A 14,863-nucleotide genomic window follows, 5' to 3' on the forward strand; every position below is an offset into this window, starting at 1 on the left:
TCTCGGTTTTCAGGAAGTCGGGGTGTCAGCGTCAGATTGATGGCCCGATTTCCTGAAACCCGAGTCGATCAAGCCAATCCGTCCTGGTTTTGTCCGGCTTGGCCTGGCTGGCGCGGTCCGATCCGGCTCAGCGCAATCCTGCTGGTGCGGTCAGAGGACGTGCAGGGCGGTGCAGAGCCAGCGGCCCCGACGATGCTCCAGGCGGAGCGCCATTGCCCAGCTTCGGCCGCCCGCACCGGTGAGGACGGCAGCCGCCTCCACTGCCGCCTCGCGGGGTTCGCAGACGCGTAGGCGCAGCAGCCGGACGACCGGTCGGTTGGCGCGACGGCGAGGTGCGCCGGTCCGCCCGGACGCGCGGGCCAACTCGGTCAGCAGGTCACTCGCTCGGGGTGGGTCGAGAAGTGCCCGCACCTGCGCCGGGGACCGGTAGCCGTTGATCACCTCCAGGCAGGTGCCGACGAAGCGATGCGCGGCTCGGGTGGCTTCCGGGGCGGTCGCCGGTGGCAGCGGCGTTACCGGGTGGGTGGTGGACCGGCTCGGCACCGGGCGGAGTGCGCCCCGGCGCTCGGGTGGTCGGACCGGGTCTGGCCGGGTCGAGGCGAACAGGTCAAGGGCGAGTTGGCCGTGGACGGGTGCCGGCCAGTACGACCCGTCGGCCTCGTCGACGTATGGCGGGTCGATGGGTGGGACTGGGCGCAGCCGGACGGGTGGTCGGTGAGGGCCGGGTTGCGCCTGGCTCATCATGGCCCCCTTGATCTTGCGTTTGCGTTCGTTTGCCTCCGACGAGCCCAATTCTCAGGGATAAAGAGCCCTCGGTCAATGGCTGAGCGACGACCCTGCCGAGCGCACGGCTTGATCCACTCGGGTTTGCCGAAGTCGCGGTATCCGCACGGCCCGGACACCGCGCATTCCTTGAAACGGAGTGGATCAAGCGCCGGCGGGTGAGTCGGCGGCGCTGAGACGGGGACACCAGCCGCTGCTACTCCGGGTCGCGATCGATCAGCGGATTGCTCTGGACCCACTCCGCAGTCTCGTCGTACTTGCGCGCTATGTACTCCTCCAGGCGCGCGCGCTCGACGCGCCACTGGCCGCGTCCACCGATCTTGATCGCGGGCAGTTCACCGCTGCGCACCATGTGGTAGACCTGCGAGTCCGACACGTTCAGCTCGGTGGCTACGTCGGACAGCAGCAGGAACCTCGGCTCCACAGGAACTCCCGGGGTTGATGTCGTTTGGCTCAGTTTGCCACCGACAGCCCGTGCCGCCCAGCGCCGGGCCGTCAGAGTGGCCAGCCGGACACACCGGCCGGGAACTTCCACCGACCGGAGGCGGGGTGTATGACGGTCACGGCGTGCGGCATGATCTGCGCCCGTGCCGGCGGCCGCCGGTGGTGGACGAAGCGGGGAGACGACCGGTGACCGAGGAGCTTGTCCGGGTGTATGTGCCGGCGACCGTACCGATGCTGACCCGGCTGCGTGAGGAGGGGCTGGCTGCCGACGATGCGCATGCCGTGACCCCGGCGCTGCGTGAGTGGTACGCCGAGGGCGACGAGGAGGAGTTGGAGTACGTCGCGTTCACGCGGGCCGCCCAGGACGCGCTGCACCTGCTCCGGGAGGACCCGACGGCGCCCCGCCGCCGCGTCGTCGTCTCGGTCGACCTGCCGGCCGGCGCGGTCGGGCGGGGCGACGGTGAGCTGGGTTCCAGCATGGTGGCGCTGGCCGACGCCGTGCCGGTTGGTGCCATCGCTGCCATCCACGTGGATGGAGCGGACGCGGTCGAGGACGTCACGGCGGCGGCCGACGTGGTGACCGAGGCCGCCGCTGGCGACCCCGATGCCCAGTTCGCCGTCGACGGCGCTGAGGACCACGAGCTGGAGTGGTACGACGTGACGGAGCTGGACCTGCTGCTGCGCGCAGTCAGCTGAGCCGGACGCCGGCCGACGTCAGCGGGACGGGTCGGCCTTGGCCGGGTCCGCGTCGAACGTGCCGAACGTCTCGGCCGGGCTGGCCTCGTCGTCCTCGGGGTCGATCCGGTCCGTGACGGGCTCGGGGCTGTCGTCGGGTTCGTCGTCGGTGTGCGCCGGGCCGAGGGTGCGGCCGAACGCGATGAGCGCGGTCAGCGCCCCCACGAAGAGCACCCAGATGCCGTTGTCCACCCGCGACGTGCCCAGCGAGGTCTGCGCCACCGCGTCCGCTTCGCTGAGCGCGCTGGCCAGGTCGAGCAGCGACCGGCCACCGACCCGGATGATCATCTCGGCGAGCAGCAGGAGCAGGCCGGGGCCAGCGCCGGCGAGCAGGTACGCCGGCCAGCGCAGCGCCGGGGCCGCGGGATCGTGGCGGAGGGCCCGACGCCGCGCCCAGGTCAGGTAGCCGAAGGCGAGGAGCCCGGCGAGGAGCCCCGCGACGAGTGACTCGGTGCGGGACACCCACTTGGCCGCGTTGACCACCGACTCCTGGCTGTCGCCGGCCCCGAAGAGGTCGAACAGCGGGTCCCGGGCGCGGCTGAACGCGACCACGAAGATCAGGGTGCCCAGCGCGGCGGTCACCACAGCGCCGACCGCCGGGGCGGAACGTGCGCCGGCCACCGCGCCACCGATGATCGCCGCAGCCGCCGTGGTGCCCGCGATCACGTTGGTGGTCGAGGTGTCGAAGTAGGTGAGGTTGATCGCCAGCGCGGCAGCCAGGCCGACGAGCATCCCGCCGCCGATCGCCCCGGCGAAGCGCAGGGTGGCCCAGTCGCCGTACCGGCGGGACAGCAGGTTGCCCGCGGCCAGCGCGACGGCCGCGCCGGCCACCAGCGCGGCCGAGATCACGCCGGGCAGGGCGAACGCGGAGAGGCTGATCGCGGTGACCCCGGCGGCCGCCGAGGTGGTGGCCTCCCGGGTGGACCAGAGCATGGCGGTCAGCCACCCGAGCGCCAGCAGCGCGAGGATCGCCGCGCCGGGGGCGGGCAGCGGCCGGCTGCTGGGGCTGGCCGCGTCGGCCGACGGGTCGTCCGACTCCGCGGCCGGGACGCGGCCGGGCTGCTTGGTCATCGTCTCCCCTTCGAGGCGGCAGGTCACCGACCATTCAGGGTACGCGGACCCGCCGGGTCACCCGCCGCCCCGGGACGACCGCGAGGGGGTACGCCGGGGTGGGGCTCCCCGGGCGTGCAGGCGACGCGGTCACTCGACCGGTGTGTGAAGGGCTGCCGGCATACGGGCGGGTCGTCGGATCGAGCTCGATCGGTAAGGGGAGGAGGGGTGGGTCGGTCCTTGGCGAGGGCGGTGGCGGAAGTGGGACGTGCAGCCCTTCGTGGGAGAATCACGGGAGGTCCCGCCGCTGCTCGGCCCTCCCGGGTAGCGTCCGGTGTCCGGCCGTCCGGTCGGTGCCTGCGGGTCCGGTTTCGCCACTGCTGTCGAGATCGCCAGGAGCCTTGATGGATGCCGTGTTCTCCGTTCCCGAGCCGCGCAACGAGCCGGTTCGCAACTACGAGCCGGGCAGCCCCGACCGGGACCGGCTCCAGCGGCGGCTGACCGAGCTCGCCGCCGAGCGCATCGACCTGCCGATGACCATCGGTGGCGAGCAGCGGATGGCTGCCGGTGACTCGATCGACGTGGTGCAGCCGCACCGGCACGCGCACGTGCTGGGCGTGACCGGGCACGCCACCCACGACGACGCCCACGCCGCGATCAAGGCGGCCAAGGACGCCGCCCCGATGTGGCGGGCGCTGCCGTTCGAGGAGCGCGCCGCGATCTTCCTGCGCGCCGCCGAGCTGCTCGCCGGGCCGTGGCGCGACACGCTCAACGCCGCCACCATGCTGGGCCAGTCGAAGACCGCGATCCAGGCGGAGATCGACGCCGCCTGCGAGTTCATCGACTTCCTCCGGTTCAACGTGCACTTCGCCCGCCGTCTGCTGGAAGAGCAGCCCGCGTCCTCGCCGGGGGTCTGGAACCGGTTCGACCACCGCCCGCTCGAGGGCTTCGTCTACGCGGTCACCCCGTTCAACTTCACCGCCATCGCGGGCAACCTGCCGTCGGCGCCCGCCCTGCTGGGCAACACGGTGATCTGGAAGCCGGGCCCGACCCAGCAGTTCGCCGCGCACTTCACCATGCGGCTGTTCGAGGCCGCCGGCCTGCCGCCCGGCGTGATCAACATGGTCACCGGTCGGGGCGAGGAGGTGTCCGACGTCGTGCTCGCCGACCCGGACCTGGCCGGCATCCACTTCACCGGCTCGACCAAGGTCTTCCAGCAGTTGTGGCGGACCGTCGGCGACAACATCGCCCGTTACCGGGGCTATCCGCGCCTCGTCGGCGAGACCGGCGGCAAGGACTTCGTGGTCGCGCACACCAGTGCCGACGTGGACGCCCTGCACACCGCGCTGATCCGCGGCGCCTACGAATACCAGGGTCAGAAGTGCTCGGCGGCCTCGCGGGCGTACGTGCCGCGTTCGATCTGGGAGGGTGGCCTGCGTGACCGGCTGGCCGCCACCACCGACTCGCTGACGTACGGCGACGTGGCCGACTTCAGCAACTTCGGCGGCGCGGTGATCGACGACAAGGCCTTCGCCCGGCACACCGCGGCGCTGGAGCTGATCGCCGGTGACGACTCCTGCCGGGTGCTGGCCGGTGGCACCGCCGACGACTCGGTCGGCTACTTCGTCCGGCCGACGCTCTTCGAGTGCGGCGACGCCGCCCACGAAACCTTCACCACCGAATACTTCGGGCCGATCCTGGGCGTGCACGTGTTCGACGACGCCCGCTTCGACGACGTGGTGGCGCAGGCCGAGTCGATCGCCCCGTACGCGCTGACCGGCTCGGTGTTCGCCACCGACCGCCGGGTGGTCGACGCGGTCGCCGAGCGCATGCGGTACGCGGCCGGCAACTTCTACATCAACGACAAGCCGACCGGCGCGGTGGTCGGGCAGCAGCCCTTCGGCGGCGCCCGGGCCAGCGGCACCAACGACAAGGCGGGCTCCTGGCTCAACCTGGTCCGCTGGGTGTCGCCGCGGACGATCAAGGAGACCTTCGTGCCGCCGACCGACCACACGTACCCCCACATGGGCTGACCCGCGGCGACGACCCGCCGGCGGTGCGCGGAGCCGCCGGTGGGTCGGCCGAGGGTCCTGATCCATCGAAAGTCCTCAACGGACAGTCTGCCGCCGACAGTGCACTTAGGAAGTCCTGTTGGGTGGCAAACTGGCAAATCCTGGACGCCGCGTGCGCAAAGTGGCAGCGTAGTGGGCATGGCGGATTCCGGAGTCAACCCTACGGCGGCGGCCCTGCTCGGGCTCCTCCACGAGGGCCCGATGACAGGCGGTCAGTTGATGGCCGCCGCTGAGCGCCGTCTGGCGCCGTACTGGTCGATGACCCGCAGCCAGGTCTACCGCGAATTGCCGGTGCTGGCCGAGCGGGGTTTCGTGCGTCTCGGTAAGCCGGGGCCGCGGATGAGCCAGCCGTACGCACTCACCGCCAGTGGGAAACGGACGTTTTCCCGCTGGCTGGCGGAGAACCCGGGGCGGGACACCATCCGCAACCCGATCGCGCTGCGGATGGCGTTCGGCAACCTGCACTCGGCCAGCCAACTGAAGGGCCTGTACGCCTCGGCCAATGAATATCACACCGAGGCCCTCGCCCAGGTCCGGGAACAGGTCAAGAACGCCAAACGGGACGGCGAGACGTACGACGCCAGCGCGCTGGAGTTCGCCGTCGCCTACCACCGGGCCGCCCTGTCGTGGTTGAAGACCGCCCCAGTCGGGTGACCTCCGGCCAGTTCGCGCATCCAGAACGAGCTGGGCGGCCTGCAATGGCGCAGCGTCAATTTGGCGTCGGCCTGCGGGGCTCGCAAGCTCACTCCTCGCCCGCGCAGTACGCTTATCTGTCGTGACCGCTGCCGATTACGCCGAACAGCTCAAGGAACTCGACGCGACCCTGCGAAACATCGAGGCCGTCCTCAACCTCGACCGCCTCCACGAGGACAAGGCCCGCCTTGAGCAGGAGGCGTCCGCCCCCGACCTCTGGGACGACCAGGCCAAGGCTCAGCAGGTGACCTCACAGCTGTCGTACGTCAACGGCGAGATCAGCAAGCTGGGCAGTCTGCGTTCCCAGCTCGACGACGCCCGGGTGCTGCTGGAGCTGGCCGAGGCCGAATCCGACCCGGGTGTGCTCACCGAGGTCGAGGGTGAGATCACCGGGCTGACCAAGGCCATCCAGGAGATGGAGGTCCGCACCCTGCTCTCCGGCGAGTACGACTCCCGGGAGGCGCTGGTCGCCATCCGGGCCGGCGCCGGTGGCGTGGACGCGGCGGACTTCGCCGAGATGCTGCTGCGGATGTACCTGCGCTGGGCGGAGCGGCACGGCTACCCGACCGAGGTCTACGAAACCTCGTACGCCGAGGAGGCGGGCCTGAAGTCGGCCACCTTCGCGGTGAAGGTGCCGTACGCCTACGGCACGCTCAGCGTCGAGTCGGGCACCCACCGGCTGGTCCGGATCAGCCCGTTCGACAACCAGGGCCGTCGGCAGACCAGCTTCGCGGGCGTCGAGGTCCTGCCGGTCACCGAGCAGACCGACCACATCGACATCCCGGAGAACGAGGTACGCGTCGACGTCTACCGCTCCTCCGGCCCCGGTGGGCAGAGCGTCAACACCACCGACTCGGCGGTCCGGCTGACCCACATCCCGACCGGCATCGTGGTGACCTGCCAGAACGAGAAGTCCCAGTTGCAGAACAAGGCCTCCGCGCTGCGGGTGCTCCAGGCCCGGCTCCTGGAGCGCAAGCGCCAGGAGGAGGAAGAGAAGATGGCCGGCCTCAAGAGCGGCGGCACCAGCTCGTGGGGCGACCAGATGCGCTCCTACGTCCTGCACCCGTATCAGATGGTGAAGGATCTCCGAACCGAGCAGGAGACCGGCAATCCGAGCGGGGTCTTCGACGGCGACCTCGACGATTTCATCGAGGCCGGCATCCGTTGGCGCAAGCAGCGTCAGCTCGCCAACGACGGTGCGTGACGGCTCGCGGGCGGAGCGCGTCATCGATCTCCAGGTAGAGGCCTGATTCGACGACTCGTGGCGGATCGGCGGGGCGTGGGGCTTGGCTCAGTTGTTACACCGCGTAGACTCACCACCCGTGATTCAGCTTGAGCAAGTGACGAAGACGTACCCGAAGGCGTCCCGGCCTTCGCTCGACAACGTGTCCGTCTCGATCGAGAAGGGCGAGTTCGTCTTCTTCATCGGTCCATCCGGCTCCGGCAAGTCCACAATCATCAAGATGCTGCTGCACGAGGTGGCCCCCAACAAGGGCCGCGTCGTGGTCAACGGCAAGGACGTCACGTCGATGCGTTCCTGGAAGCGACCCCACTTCCGACGCTCGATCGGCTGTGTCTTCCAGGACTTCCGGCTACTGCCGAACCGCACCGCGTACGAGAACGTGGCGTTCGCCCTCGAGGTGATCGGCAAGACGAAGGCGGTTGCCCGCCGGGTCGTGCCGGAGGTGCTGGAGCTGGTCGGGCTCGGTGGCAAGGAGCACCGCTACCCGCACGAGCTCTCCGGTGGTGAGCAGCAGCGGGTCGCCGTCGCCCGGGCGTTCGTGAACCGTCCGCTGATCCTGCTGGCGGACGAGCCCACCGGAAACCTGGACCCGGACACCTCGATCGAGATCATGCGTCTGCTGGACCGGATCAACCGCACCGGCACGACCGTCGTGATGGTCACCCACGACTCCAACATCGTGAATCAGATGCGCCGCCGCGTCGTCGAGATCGAGAGCGGTCGCATCGTCCGTGACCAGGCCCGCGGCGTTTACGGGTGAGCCGGCGCTCCACCCCTGCGCAGCCTGACGACGAACACCTCATGCCGGAGACCCGGAGGAACCCCCGATGCGCGTGAAATACGTCCTGTCCGAGGTATTGGTCGGACTGTGGCGCAACGTGACCATGTCCATCGCGATGATCATCACGATGGCGGTCTCGCTGACCATGCTCGGCGCCAGCGGTCTGATGTACCGCCAGGTCGACGACATGAAGGACCTCTACTTCAAGAACATCCAGGTCGCGATCTTCCTGAACCAGGAGGTGAGCGAGCCGCAGCGCACCGAGCTGAAGGGCAAGTTGGAGGGCGACCCCCTGGTCAAGGAGGTCATCTACGTCGACAAGGCCCAGGCGTACGAGCGCTTCAAGACGATGTACCAGGACGCGCCGGACCTGGTGAACGCGGTCAAGCCGGACCAACTGCCCGAGTCCTTCCGGATCACGCTGAACAACCCGGAGCAGTACCGCGACATCTACGACCAGTACAAGGAGACCGACGGCGTCGACGAGATCGTCGACCAGAGCAAACTCCTCGACAAGATCTTCAACATCCTCACGTCGATCCAGAACATCGCGCTGGCCGCCGCCATCGTGATGGCGATCGCCGCCCTGCTGCTGGTCGCGAACACCATTCAGGTGGCGGCGTACAGCAAGCGACGTGAGGTCGCGGTCATGAAGCTTGTTGGTGCGTCCAACTGGTTCATCCAGGCGCCGTTCGTGCTGGAGGCGGTGGTGGCCGGCCTGATCGGCTCGCTGCTCGGTCTGGTCGCCCTGGTCGCGGCGAAGTATCTGCTCTTCGACGGGTCGTTGAGCGCGTTGCAGGGTCTGCTCTCGCCGATCAGCTGGGGCGACATCCTGTTCATCTTCCCGCTGATGGCCGGCGTCGGTGGTCTGGTCAGCGCGGGCACCGCCTGGATCACCCTGCGCTTCTACCTGCGGGTCTAGGCACCGGACGGGTCGTCCCGTCGTCTCCCGAGGACCCTCCCGCAGCCGGAAATAAACGGCGCGGGAGGGTCCTTGTGATTCGGGTAGCATGATCGGTTGTCCGGCCGGGGTGAGCCCGGCAACGGGCGACGGAGGAGAGGGGGTGGCACCGATGCCACGGGAAAAGGGGCGCAAGGTGGTCGCCTCCAACAAGAAGGCGCGCCACGACTACGCGATCCTCGACACGTACGAGGCGGGCATGGCGCTGACCGGCACCGAGGTCAAGTCGCTGCGGGCCGGGCGCGCGTCGCTGGTCGACGCGTTCGCACAGGAGCGCGACAACGAGTTGTTCCTGCACTCCATGCACATCCCGGAATACACCCAGGGCACGTGGACCAACCACGAGCCCCGGCGTACGCGCAAGCTGCTGCTCAACCGGGGCGAGCTCGACAAGCTTCTCGGCAAGACCCGCGAGGGCGGTCTGACGATCGTTCCGTTGCAGGTCTACTTCTCCGACGGCTGGGCCAAGGTCGAGATTGCGCTGGCCAAGGGCAAGAAGTCGTACGACAAGCGTCAGGACCTCGCCAAGCGGGACGCGGACCGGGAGATCGCCCGGGTGTCCGGTCGGCGGGGTAAGGGGATGGACGACTGATTCGTCCCGTTTGTCCTGGCTGGCGCGCCGGCCCGGGCCTCGGGATGAAAGCGGTTGCGGCAGGCGTTAGTCTTGTCAGTGCCGCCACATCGGCGGCCTGTCGAGGGGGTGACTGGTTTCGACTTCGTACGCAGCGACAGGGGAAGCGAGCCGAGGAAGCCGACGTCGTCTCGAGAATCGGTCGTCGGAAACTTATAAGCGCCAAGCAAAATCGCGCTGACTTCGCTCTCGCCGCCTGAGGCGAGTAGCTAAGTCTGTCGGCCTGGGAACGCCTTCGTCCCAGTAGCCGGCATCAGCTAGGAGGCTGGCCAATCGGACCCGGTCGCGGGGTCCGTGCGGCGAGATTAATCAGCGACTGGGCCCGTCACACCAACTTGCTCGCGTGAGCGGTGGGGCCGAGTAGAGGCACAGCGAGCTGCGCTCGGAGAAGCCCTGACAAACCGGCGAAGGACCCGGGTTCGATTCCCGGCACCTCCACCACCTCGAAGCGAAGCGCCCCGGCCCACCGGCAGGGGCGCTTCGTTGTGTCCAGGGGCGTTCTACGCTGCCTCCTGTGACCAACCAGGAGCTGCGCCTGTCGGTCGGCGCGTCACCGGGTCAGCGCACCGTGGCGGTGCTGTCCGGCGTCTTCGTCGCGACCATCGGTGCCGCGTTCGTGGCGCTGCCCCTGATCGCGGGCGGGCTGCTGCGTCGGTTGACCGGTCCAGGGGACGCGTTCGCCTCCTACGAGGAGGCCCGCGATCTCCCGCCGGGACTGCTGCCGCCCGCGCTGCGGGACTCCGGTGCCGGCGCGGAGTCCAGCTCCGTACCGGTCGTCGGGCTGTGCGGCCTGCCGTTCCTGCTGCTCGGCGTCTACCTCGTGCTGCGGGTGCTCCGCACGGCCGCCTGGTTGGAGGGCAGCCGGGCCCGGGTGCGGGGGGCGTTCACCACCCGCACCGTCGACCTCGCCACCGCACGGATCGACACCGCGAAGCTGTCGTATCGCGGGACGGGGGAGGACGACACCCCGATGATCGGACAGCGGCTGCGGGCCATCGTCGCCACCGACCGGGCGAGCAACCGACGGGTCACCATCCCGCTGCGCGGCATGGGCCTGGGCAGCCTGCCCCCGCCCGAGCTGCGGGCGTTGGCGGACGCGATCACGACGGGCCGTCCGGTCGACGGGCGCGACGACGCGTACACCGTCGCCGACCAACTGCGCCGCCTCGCCGCGCACCCGCTGGCTGAGTAGCTGGCCTGTCCCCTCCCAGGCACTCCCTGTGGAGTCTCGGAGCCCCACCAGTGGTGCCGGTGAGGCCGATGGGGTGAAAGGGGCAGATGAGCCGTTCTGCGGCCCTGGACACGGTGGGCCGGGCAGGCTCACCATCGCGGTATGGGATAGCAGCGCGCCGCGCGGGAGGTGCCATGGTCACCGGTCCGGTCCAGCAGCCGTCACTCGTCGTCCGGCCGCGCGCCGGTCACCCCGCCGAGCCAGATCCCGCCGGTCACCCCGTCGAGCCACCCACCGTCGGGCTGCCGGGTGAGCCACCTTCTGTCGGGCTGCCCGGTGAGCCACGCCCGGCCGGGCTCGCCGGAGACGTGCACGCGCTGGGTCGGGCCGTCGCCGCCACCGGTCCTTGCTGGCGCGACGAGGTCCTGCTGCGCCTGCGTCCGGTGGGGCAGGGCTTCGCCGAGCACGTCCGGATCACCGAAGGCCCCGCCGGGCTCTACCGGGAGTTGCTCACCCAGTCGCCGCGGCTTCACCACGGGGTGCGGCTGCTGATCCGGGAGCACGCGGCGATCGTCGCCGCGATCCTGGCGGTCCAGCGGAGCGCCGAGCAGCCCGAGACGCACCCGGACGAGCTGCGGCACTGGGCCGGGCACCTGCTGCGGAGGTTGGCCCGGCATCGGCGTCGCGGCGCCAATCTGCTCTGGGAGGCGTACCAGACGGATCTGGGTGGCGAGACCTGAGCCGGGAACCGGAGAGTCGACGGGCGCGTCGAACCGGGCATGCGTCGACCGACCCTGCTGCTCGTACTCCCGTTGTTGCTCGTGGCGGGCTGCGCCCGGACCGGCGCCGGCCCGGCCGACGGGCCCAGCGACCCGACGCCGCACCGTGCCGAAGCCTTCGACCAGCGGGCCGCCCGGGTCGCCGAGGCGTGGCAGCCCGGCCCCGACTGGCGCACGGGGTACGTCCCCCTGGAGGGGCCGACAGTGCTCACCGGTGACCCGCGCTTCACACCGGACACCGAGGCGGCCTTCCGAGCCGGGTGGTACCGCGCGCAGGTCCCGATTCCGCCGACCCGGGTCGGCGGTGAGATCCGGTTCCCGGACGGCCGGCTGACGTTGCCGTTGGTCAGCGCCGCCGAGGCGTACCGGGAGCTTGACCAGGGTGACCCACTGCCCTGCCCGGGTCGACCGAAGCGGCCGGGCCTGCCCACCCCGGGCGGGCCCACCGTCGAACCGGGGCCGGATGGTTGGGCCACCAGCACGGCGCAGACCGCCTGCCTCCCGCTCACCGTCACCGGGGTCACCCTGGGTACCGTGCCGGTCCGGACGAGCCGGGGTGAGGCGCAGGTCCCGGCCTGGCTGTTCGCCGTCGAGGAGCTGGCCACGCCGGTGGCCCGGCTCGCCGTCGCACCCACGGCGGTCAAGCGGGTGCCCGAGCCCGCAGCGCCCGCCGGGCCGTTGCCGGACGGGCTGGTGTCCGCTCAGGACCTCGCGGCGGTCGATGGTGCCCGGTTGACAGTGCGGCTCGGCGTCGGTGCCTGCGACACCGCGATCACTCCGCTGGTGTGGGAACGGCCGGACGTCGTGGTGGTCGGCGGCAGTGTCACCCGGAGCACCGGCGAGTGCATCGCCATCCTCAAGATGGAACCGGTCACCGTCACCCTCGCGGCACCGCTGGGTGCCCGGCCGGTGCTGGACGTGTCCACCGGCGCCCCGCTGTCGATCGCCTCGCGCTGACCGCCCGGCTCAGAGGATGCTGGGCACGTCGGTGCTGATCGGCACGGCCAGCACCGTGGGTCGGTCCGCGCGCAGCCCGGCGCCGAGTGCCGTGCCGAGATGGTCGGGGGTCTCCACCACCTCGGTGGCGCACCCGTAGCCGGCCGCGATCGCGATGATGTCCAACCCCGGTAGGTCCAGACCGGGCACCCCGGGAGTGTCCTTCAGCTCGGCGAACGCCTTGAGGATCGCGTACTGCTGGTTGACCGGGACGACCACCACCACCGGCAGGGCGAGGCGCGCGGCCGTCCACAGAGCCTGCACCGAGTAGTGGAACGAGCCGTCGCCGATCACCGCCACCACCGGTCGGCCGCGCCCGGTGTCCCGCTCGGCGAGTGCCACCCCGATCGCGGCGGGCAGGCCGTAGCCGAGGCCCCCGCTGGCCATCGTGAAGTACGACGCCGGGCGTCTGATCTTGAGCTGGCGGCGCAGCGCGGACAGATTGGATGGTGACTCCTGGACCAGCACGCCGTCCGCCGGCCAGTGCGCGGCCAGCGCCGCGAACAGGGCGTCGGCGCTCAGGGGAGCGGTGACCTCGGGCGGTGCCGGCGCGTCCCGCCGTGGCGGCGGCTGCCGGTCGGCCGTCGGCACCCGTTCGACCAGCGCGGCCAGGGTCAGCCCCGGATCGCCGAGCAGGCTGTCCCCGACCGGGGCGCGGGCGGCCTCGTCGGGGTCGTCGGTGACGTGCAGCAGCCGGGCGCCGTCGGGCAGGTGCTCGCCCGGCACGTACGGGTAGTAGCGGAACACCGGGGCACCGACGACCAGCACCGTGTCGTGCCCGCGCAGTGCCTCGGCCAGCGGACCGATCGCGTACGGCAGCACCCCGCGAAAGTGGGGGTGGTCCTCGGGGAACACGGCCCGCTCGGTGGCCGGGGCCGACCAGACCGGTGCGGCCAGCCGCTCGGCCAGCGCGACCGCCGTCGACCAACTCCCGGAGCGGTCCACCCCCGGCCCGTACACGAGCACCGGGTTGTGGCTGCCGGCGAGGATCCGGGCGAACTCGTCCAACCGCTCGGGGTCCGGCGCGAACCGGGTGGCCACCGAGCGCGGGGCGGGCGGCGGGTCGGCGGTCTGGGCCCAGTCGTCCATCGGCAGCGAGAGGAAGACCGGCCCGGCGGGGGGCTGCACCGCCGTCGCGTACGCCCGCAGCACCGCCGCGGGGATGTCCTGCGCCCTGGCGGGCTCGTAGGCCCACTTGACGTACGGCTGGGGAAGCTCGGTGGGTCGACGGTTGGCCAGGCGGGGTTCGAGCAGCAGCATCTCCCGGGTCTGCTGGCCGGCGCTGACGATCAGCGGGGTCTTGTTGTGCCAGGCGGTGACCAGGTTGCCCATGCCGTTGCCGGTGCCCGGTGCGGTGTGCAGGTTGACGTGGGCGGGTTGCCCGGTCGCCTGGGCGTACCCGTCGGCCATCGCCACCGCTGTCGCCTCGTGCAGCGCGTGGACGTAGTGGAAGTCGGCGGGGAAGTCCCGCAGGAAGGGCTCCTCGGTGGAGCCGGGGTTGCCGAAGACCGTGGTCATGCCGAGGGTGCGGAGCACGTCGTACGTCGCGTCCCGGACCGTTGCCATCGCCACCCGCCTCCGTGTCGCGGGCAGGGACGATCACGGTCGCCCTCCCGATCAGCCGAATCTATCGGGATGTGACGGACCTTTCGGTCGTTTCCCCGCCGTGGGTGGTCCGGATCCTTCGATCACCAGGAGGTTCACCGTCGGGTCATCGACAGTCCGTCTCAACTGTCCGATCACCCGCCGTTCAGACCTTAGCCAGCACCCGGGACGCAGGCTATGGTGCCAGGCATGGCGTTGACAGCGCGGCTGATCCCGGCGCACCGGGCGGATCCGGCAGATGACCGATCCCCGGCGCGGGCTCACGGTTGACGGGTGTGTGGGATGCAGGGAGAGGGCCAGGCGATCGGCGGACGAGCCATGGAGTCGATGACCGGGCGGCTGCTGGTCGCGACTCCGGCGCTCAAGGACCCGAACTTCGACCGTACGGTGGTGCTGCTGGTCGCCCACGAGCCGGGCGGTGCTCTCGGCGTGGTGTTGAACCGCGCCACCGAGGTGCCGGTGGCCGAGGTGCTCGGCGACTGGAGTGACCTGGCCCGCCACCCGGCGGTGCTCTTCGAGGGCGGCCCGGTGCAGCCCGACTCGGCCATCTGCCTGGCCCGCATGCGGCACCCGATGCGTCGGCTGAAGGGCTTCCACCAGGTCTCCGGGGCGGTCGGCACGATCGACCTCTCGGTCGACCCGGAGCGGCTGCGGGAGAGCATCGGCGGCATCCGCGTCTTCGCCGGCTATTCCGGCTGGGGCAGCGGCCAGCTGGAGCAGGAGATCGCCGACGGGTCGTGGTTTCTGCTGGACGCGTTGCCCGGTGACGCCTTCGTCGACCGGCCCGACGACCTGTGGCCGATGGTGCTGCGCCGGCAGGGCGGGATGATGGCCGCGGTCGCGCACTTCCCGCCGGACGTCGCGCTCAACTGACCCGCTCGGCGGGGACCCCGCGAGATGACCATGCGGGCCGGTCTGT

15 protein-coding genes and 1 other RNA gene are annotated in these 14,863 nt (G+C 70.7%); 12 read left to right on the forward strand and 4 right to left on the reverse strand.

The features are described 5' to 3' along the window. Positions 1–150: 150 nt before the first annotated feature. Together AC3CF1_RS24420 and AC3CF1_RS24425 are read right to left on the reverse strand one after the other, a co-directional pair. Complete coding sequence (locus AC3CF1_RS24420) at positions 151–744, reverse strand: Rv3235 family protein (RefSeq protein WP_488451323.1); 594 nt, start codon at positions 742–744, stop codon at positions 151–153. A 235-nt stretch (positions 745–979) separates the two neighbouring features. Then, positions 980–1,207: a helix-turn-helix domain-containing protein gene (locus AC3CF1_RS24425; RefSeq protein ID WP_099850727.1), complete on the reverse strand. Its 228-nt coding sequence runs from the start codon at positions 1,205–1,207 to the stop codon at positions 980–982. A gap of 206 nt (positions 1,208–1,413) precedes the next feature. Between AC3CF1_RS24425 and AC3CF1_RS24430 the strand changes: the two genes are divergently transcribed. After that, positions 1,414–1,923 carry a DUF6912 family protein gene (locus AC3CF1_RS24430; protein ID WP_088946327.1) on the forward strand — a complete coding sequence of 170 codons (510 nt, stop codon included), beginning with the start codon at positions 1,414–1,416 and terminating at the stop codon, positions 1,921–1,923. Positions 1,924–1,941: 18 nt separating this feature from the next. On the opposite strand, the gene AC3CF1_RS24435 is transcribed toward AC3CF1_RS24430, so the two are convergent. Then, the gene (locus AC3CF1_RS24435) at positions 1,942–3,033 is read right to left on the reverse strand and encodes a hypothetical protein (protein ID WP_354981373.1); all 1,092 of its coding nucleotides are present in this window, start codon (positions 3,031–3,033) and stop codon (positions 1,942–1,944) included. 383 nt (positions 3,034–3,416) lie between these two features. Between AC3CF1_RS24435 and pruA the strand changes: the two genes are divergently transcribed. From pruA to AC3CF1_RS24485, 10 genes are all read left to right on the forward strand, one after another. Next, positions 3,417–5,045 carry an L-glutamate gamma-semialdehyde dehydrogenase gene (gene pruA / locus AC3CF1_RS24440; protein ID WP_210793176.1) on the forward strand — a complete coding sequence of 543 codons (1,629 nt, stop codon included), beginning with the start codon at positions 3,417–3,419 and terminating at the stop codon, positions 5,043–5,045. Between the two features lie 177 nt (positions 5,046–5,222). Continuing rightward, positions 5,223–5,738 carry a PadR family transcriptional regulator gene (locus AC3CF1_RS24445; protein WP_099850731.1) on the forward strand — a complete coding sequence of 172 codons (516 nt, stop codon included), beginning with the start codon at positions 5,223–5,225 and terminating at the stop codon, positions 5,736–5,738. 121 nt (positions 5,739–5,859) lie between these two features. Continuing rightward, on the forward strand, positions 5,860–6,981 hold the full coding sequence (gene prfB, locus AC3CF1_RS24450) for a peptide chain release factor 2 (protein ID WP_099850733.1): 1,122 nt from the start codon (positions 5,860–5,862) through the stop codon (positions 6,979–6,981). A 118-nt stretch (positions 6,982–7,099) separates the two neighbouring features. Then, positions 7,100–7,780 carry a cell division ATP-binding protein FtsE gene (ftsE, locus tag AC3CF1_RS24455; protein ID WP_030331491.1) on the forward strand — a complete coding sequence of 227 codons (681 nt, stop codon included), beginning with the start codon at positions 7,100–7,102 and terminating at the stop codon, positions 7,778–7,780. Positions 7,781–7,847: 67 nt separating this feature from the next. After that, a complete protein-coding gene (gene ftsX, locus AC3CF1_RS24460; protein ID WP_099850736.1) occupies positions 7,848–8,723 on the forward strand; it encodes a permease-like cell division protein FtsX in 876 nt (291 codons plus the stop codon). A gap of 151 nt (positions 8,724–8,874) precedes the next feature. After that, a complete protein-coding gene (gene smpB, locus AC3CF1_RS24465) occupies positions 8,875–9,354 on the forward strand; it encodes an SsrA-binding protein SmpB (protein WP_007455863.1) in 480 nt (159 codons plus the stop codon). 104 nt (positions 9,355–9,458) lie between these two features. Then, positions 9,459–9,834, forward strand: a transfer-messenger RNA (tmRNA) gene (gene ssrA, locus AC3CF1_RS24470). 73 nt (positions 9,835–9,907) lie between these two features. Continuing rightward, complete coding sequence (locus AC3CF1_RS24475) at positions 9,908–10,585, forward strand: hypothetical protein (RefSeq protein WP_488451324.1); 678 nt, start codon at positions 9,908–9,910, stop codon at positions 10,583–10,585. 173 nt (positions 10,586–10,758) lie between these two features. Beyond that, positions 10,759–11,304: a hypothetical protein gene (locus AC3CF1_RS24480; protein WP_488451325.1), complete on the forward strand. Its 546-nt coding sequence runs from the start codon at positions 10,759–10,761 to the stop codon at positions 11,302–11,304. Between the two features lie 39 nt (positions 11,305–11,343). Next, positions 11,344–12,300, forward strand: a complete 957-nt coding sequence (locus AC3CF1_RS24485; protein ID WP_488451326.1) for a hypothetical protein — start codon at positions 11,344–11,346, stop codon at positions 12,298–12,300. A 9-nt stretch (positions 12,301–12,309) separates the two neighbouring features. Here the strand turns inward: AC3CF1_RS24485 and mdlC are convergent, their stop codons facing one another. Beyond that, on the reverse strand, positions 12,310–13,905 hold the full coding sequence (mdlC, locus tag AC3CF1_RS24490) for a benzoylformate decarboxylase (protein ID WP_354981369.1): 1,596 nt from the start codon (positions 13,903–13,905) through the stop codon (positions 12,310–12,312). Between the two features lie 321 nt (positions 13,906–14,226). Here mdlC and AC3CF1_RS24495 point away from each other — a divergent pair, with 321 nt between their 5' ends. Then, the gene (locus tag AC3CF1_RS24495; protein WP_088946335.1) at positions 14,227–14,817 is read left to right on the forward strand and encodes a YqgE/AlgH family protein; all 591 of its coding nucleotides are present in this window, start codon (positions 14,227–14,229) and stop codon (positions 14,815–14,817) included. The last annotated feature ends 46 nt before the right edge of the window (positions 14,818–14,863 follow it).

The sequence above is a fragment of the Micromonospora sp. MGP-C2 genome, assembly GCF_057766525.1.

Excerpts from the sequence above, each read along its gene's own strand:
- smpB (WP_007455863.1), top strand. The coding sequence starts at position 8,875 with ATGCCACGGGAAAAGGGGCGCAAGGTGGTCGCCTCCAACAAGAAGGCG.
- mdlC (WP_354981369.1), bottom strand. The coding sequence starts at position 13,905 with ATGGCAACGGTCCGGGACGCGACGTACGACGTGCTCCGCACCCTCGGC.
- AC3CF1_RS24445 (WP_099850731.1), top strand. The coding sequence starts at position 5,223 with ATGGCGGATTCCGGAGTCAACCCTACGGCGGCGGCCCTGCTCGGGCTC.
- AC3CF1_RS24435 (WP_354981373.1), bottom strand. The coding sequence starts at position 3,033 with ATGACCAAGCAGCCCGGCCGCGTCCCGGCCGCGGAGTCGGACGACCCG.
- AC3CF1_RS24485 (WP_488451326.1), top strand. The coding sequence starts at position 11,344 with ATGCGTCGACCGACCCTGCTGCTCGTACTCCCGTTGTTGCTCGTGGCG.
- AC3CF1_RS24480 (WP_488451325.1), top strand. The coding sequence starts at position 10,759 with ATGGTCACCGGTCCGGTCCAGCAGCCGTCACTCGTCGTCCGGCCGCGC.
- pruA (WP_210793176.1), top strand. The coding sequence starts at position 3,417 with ATGGATGCCGTGTTCTCCGTTCCCGAGCCGCGCAACGAGCCGGTTCGC.
- AC3CF1_RS24420 (WP_488451323.1), bottom strand. The coding sequence starts at position 744 with ATGATGAGCCAGGCGCAACCCGGCCCTCACCGACCACCCGTCCGGCTG.
- ftsX (WP_099850736.1), top strand. The coding sequence starts at position 7,848 with ATGCGCGTGAAATACGTCCTGTCCGAGGTATTGGTCGGACTGTGGCGC.
- AC3CF1_RS24495 (WP_088946335.1), top strand. The coding sequence starts at position 14,227 with ATGCAGGGAGAGGGCCAGGCGATCGGCGGACGAGCCATGGAGTCGATG.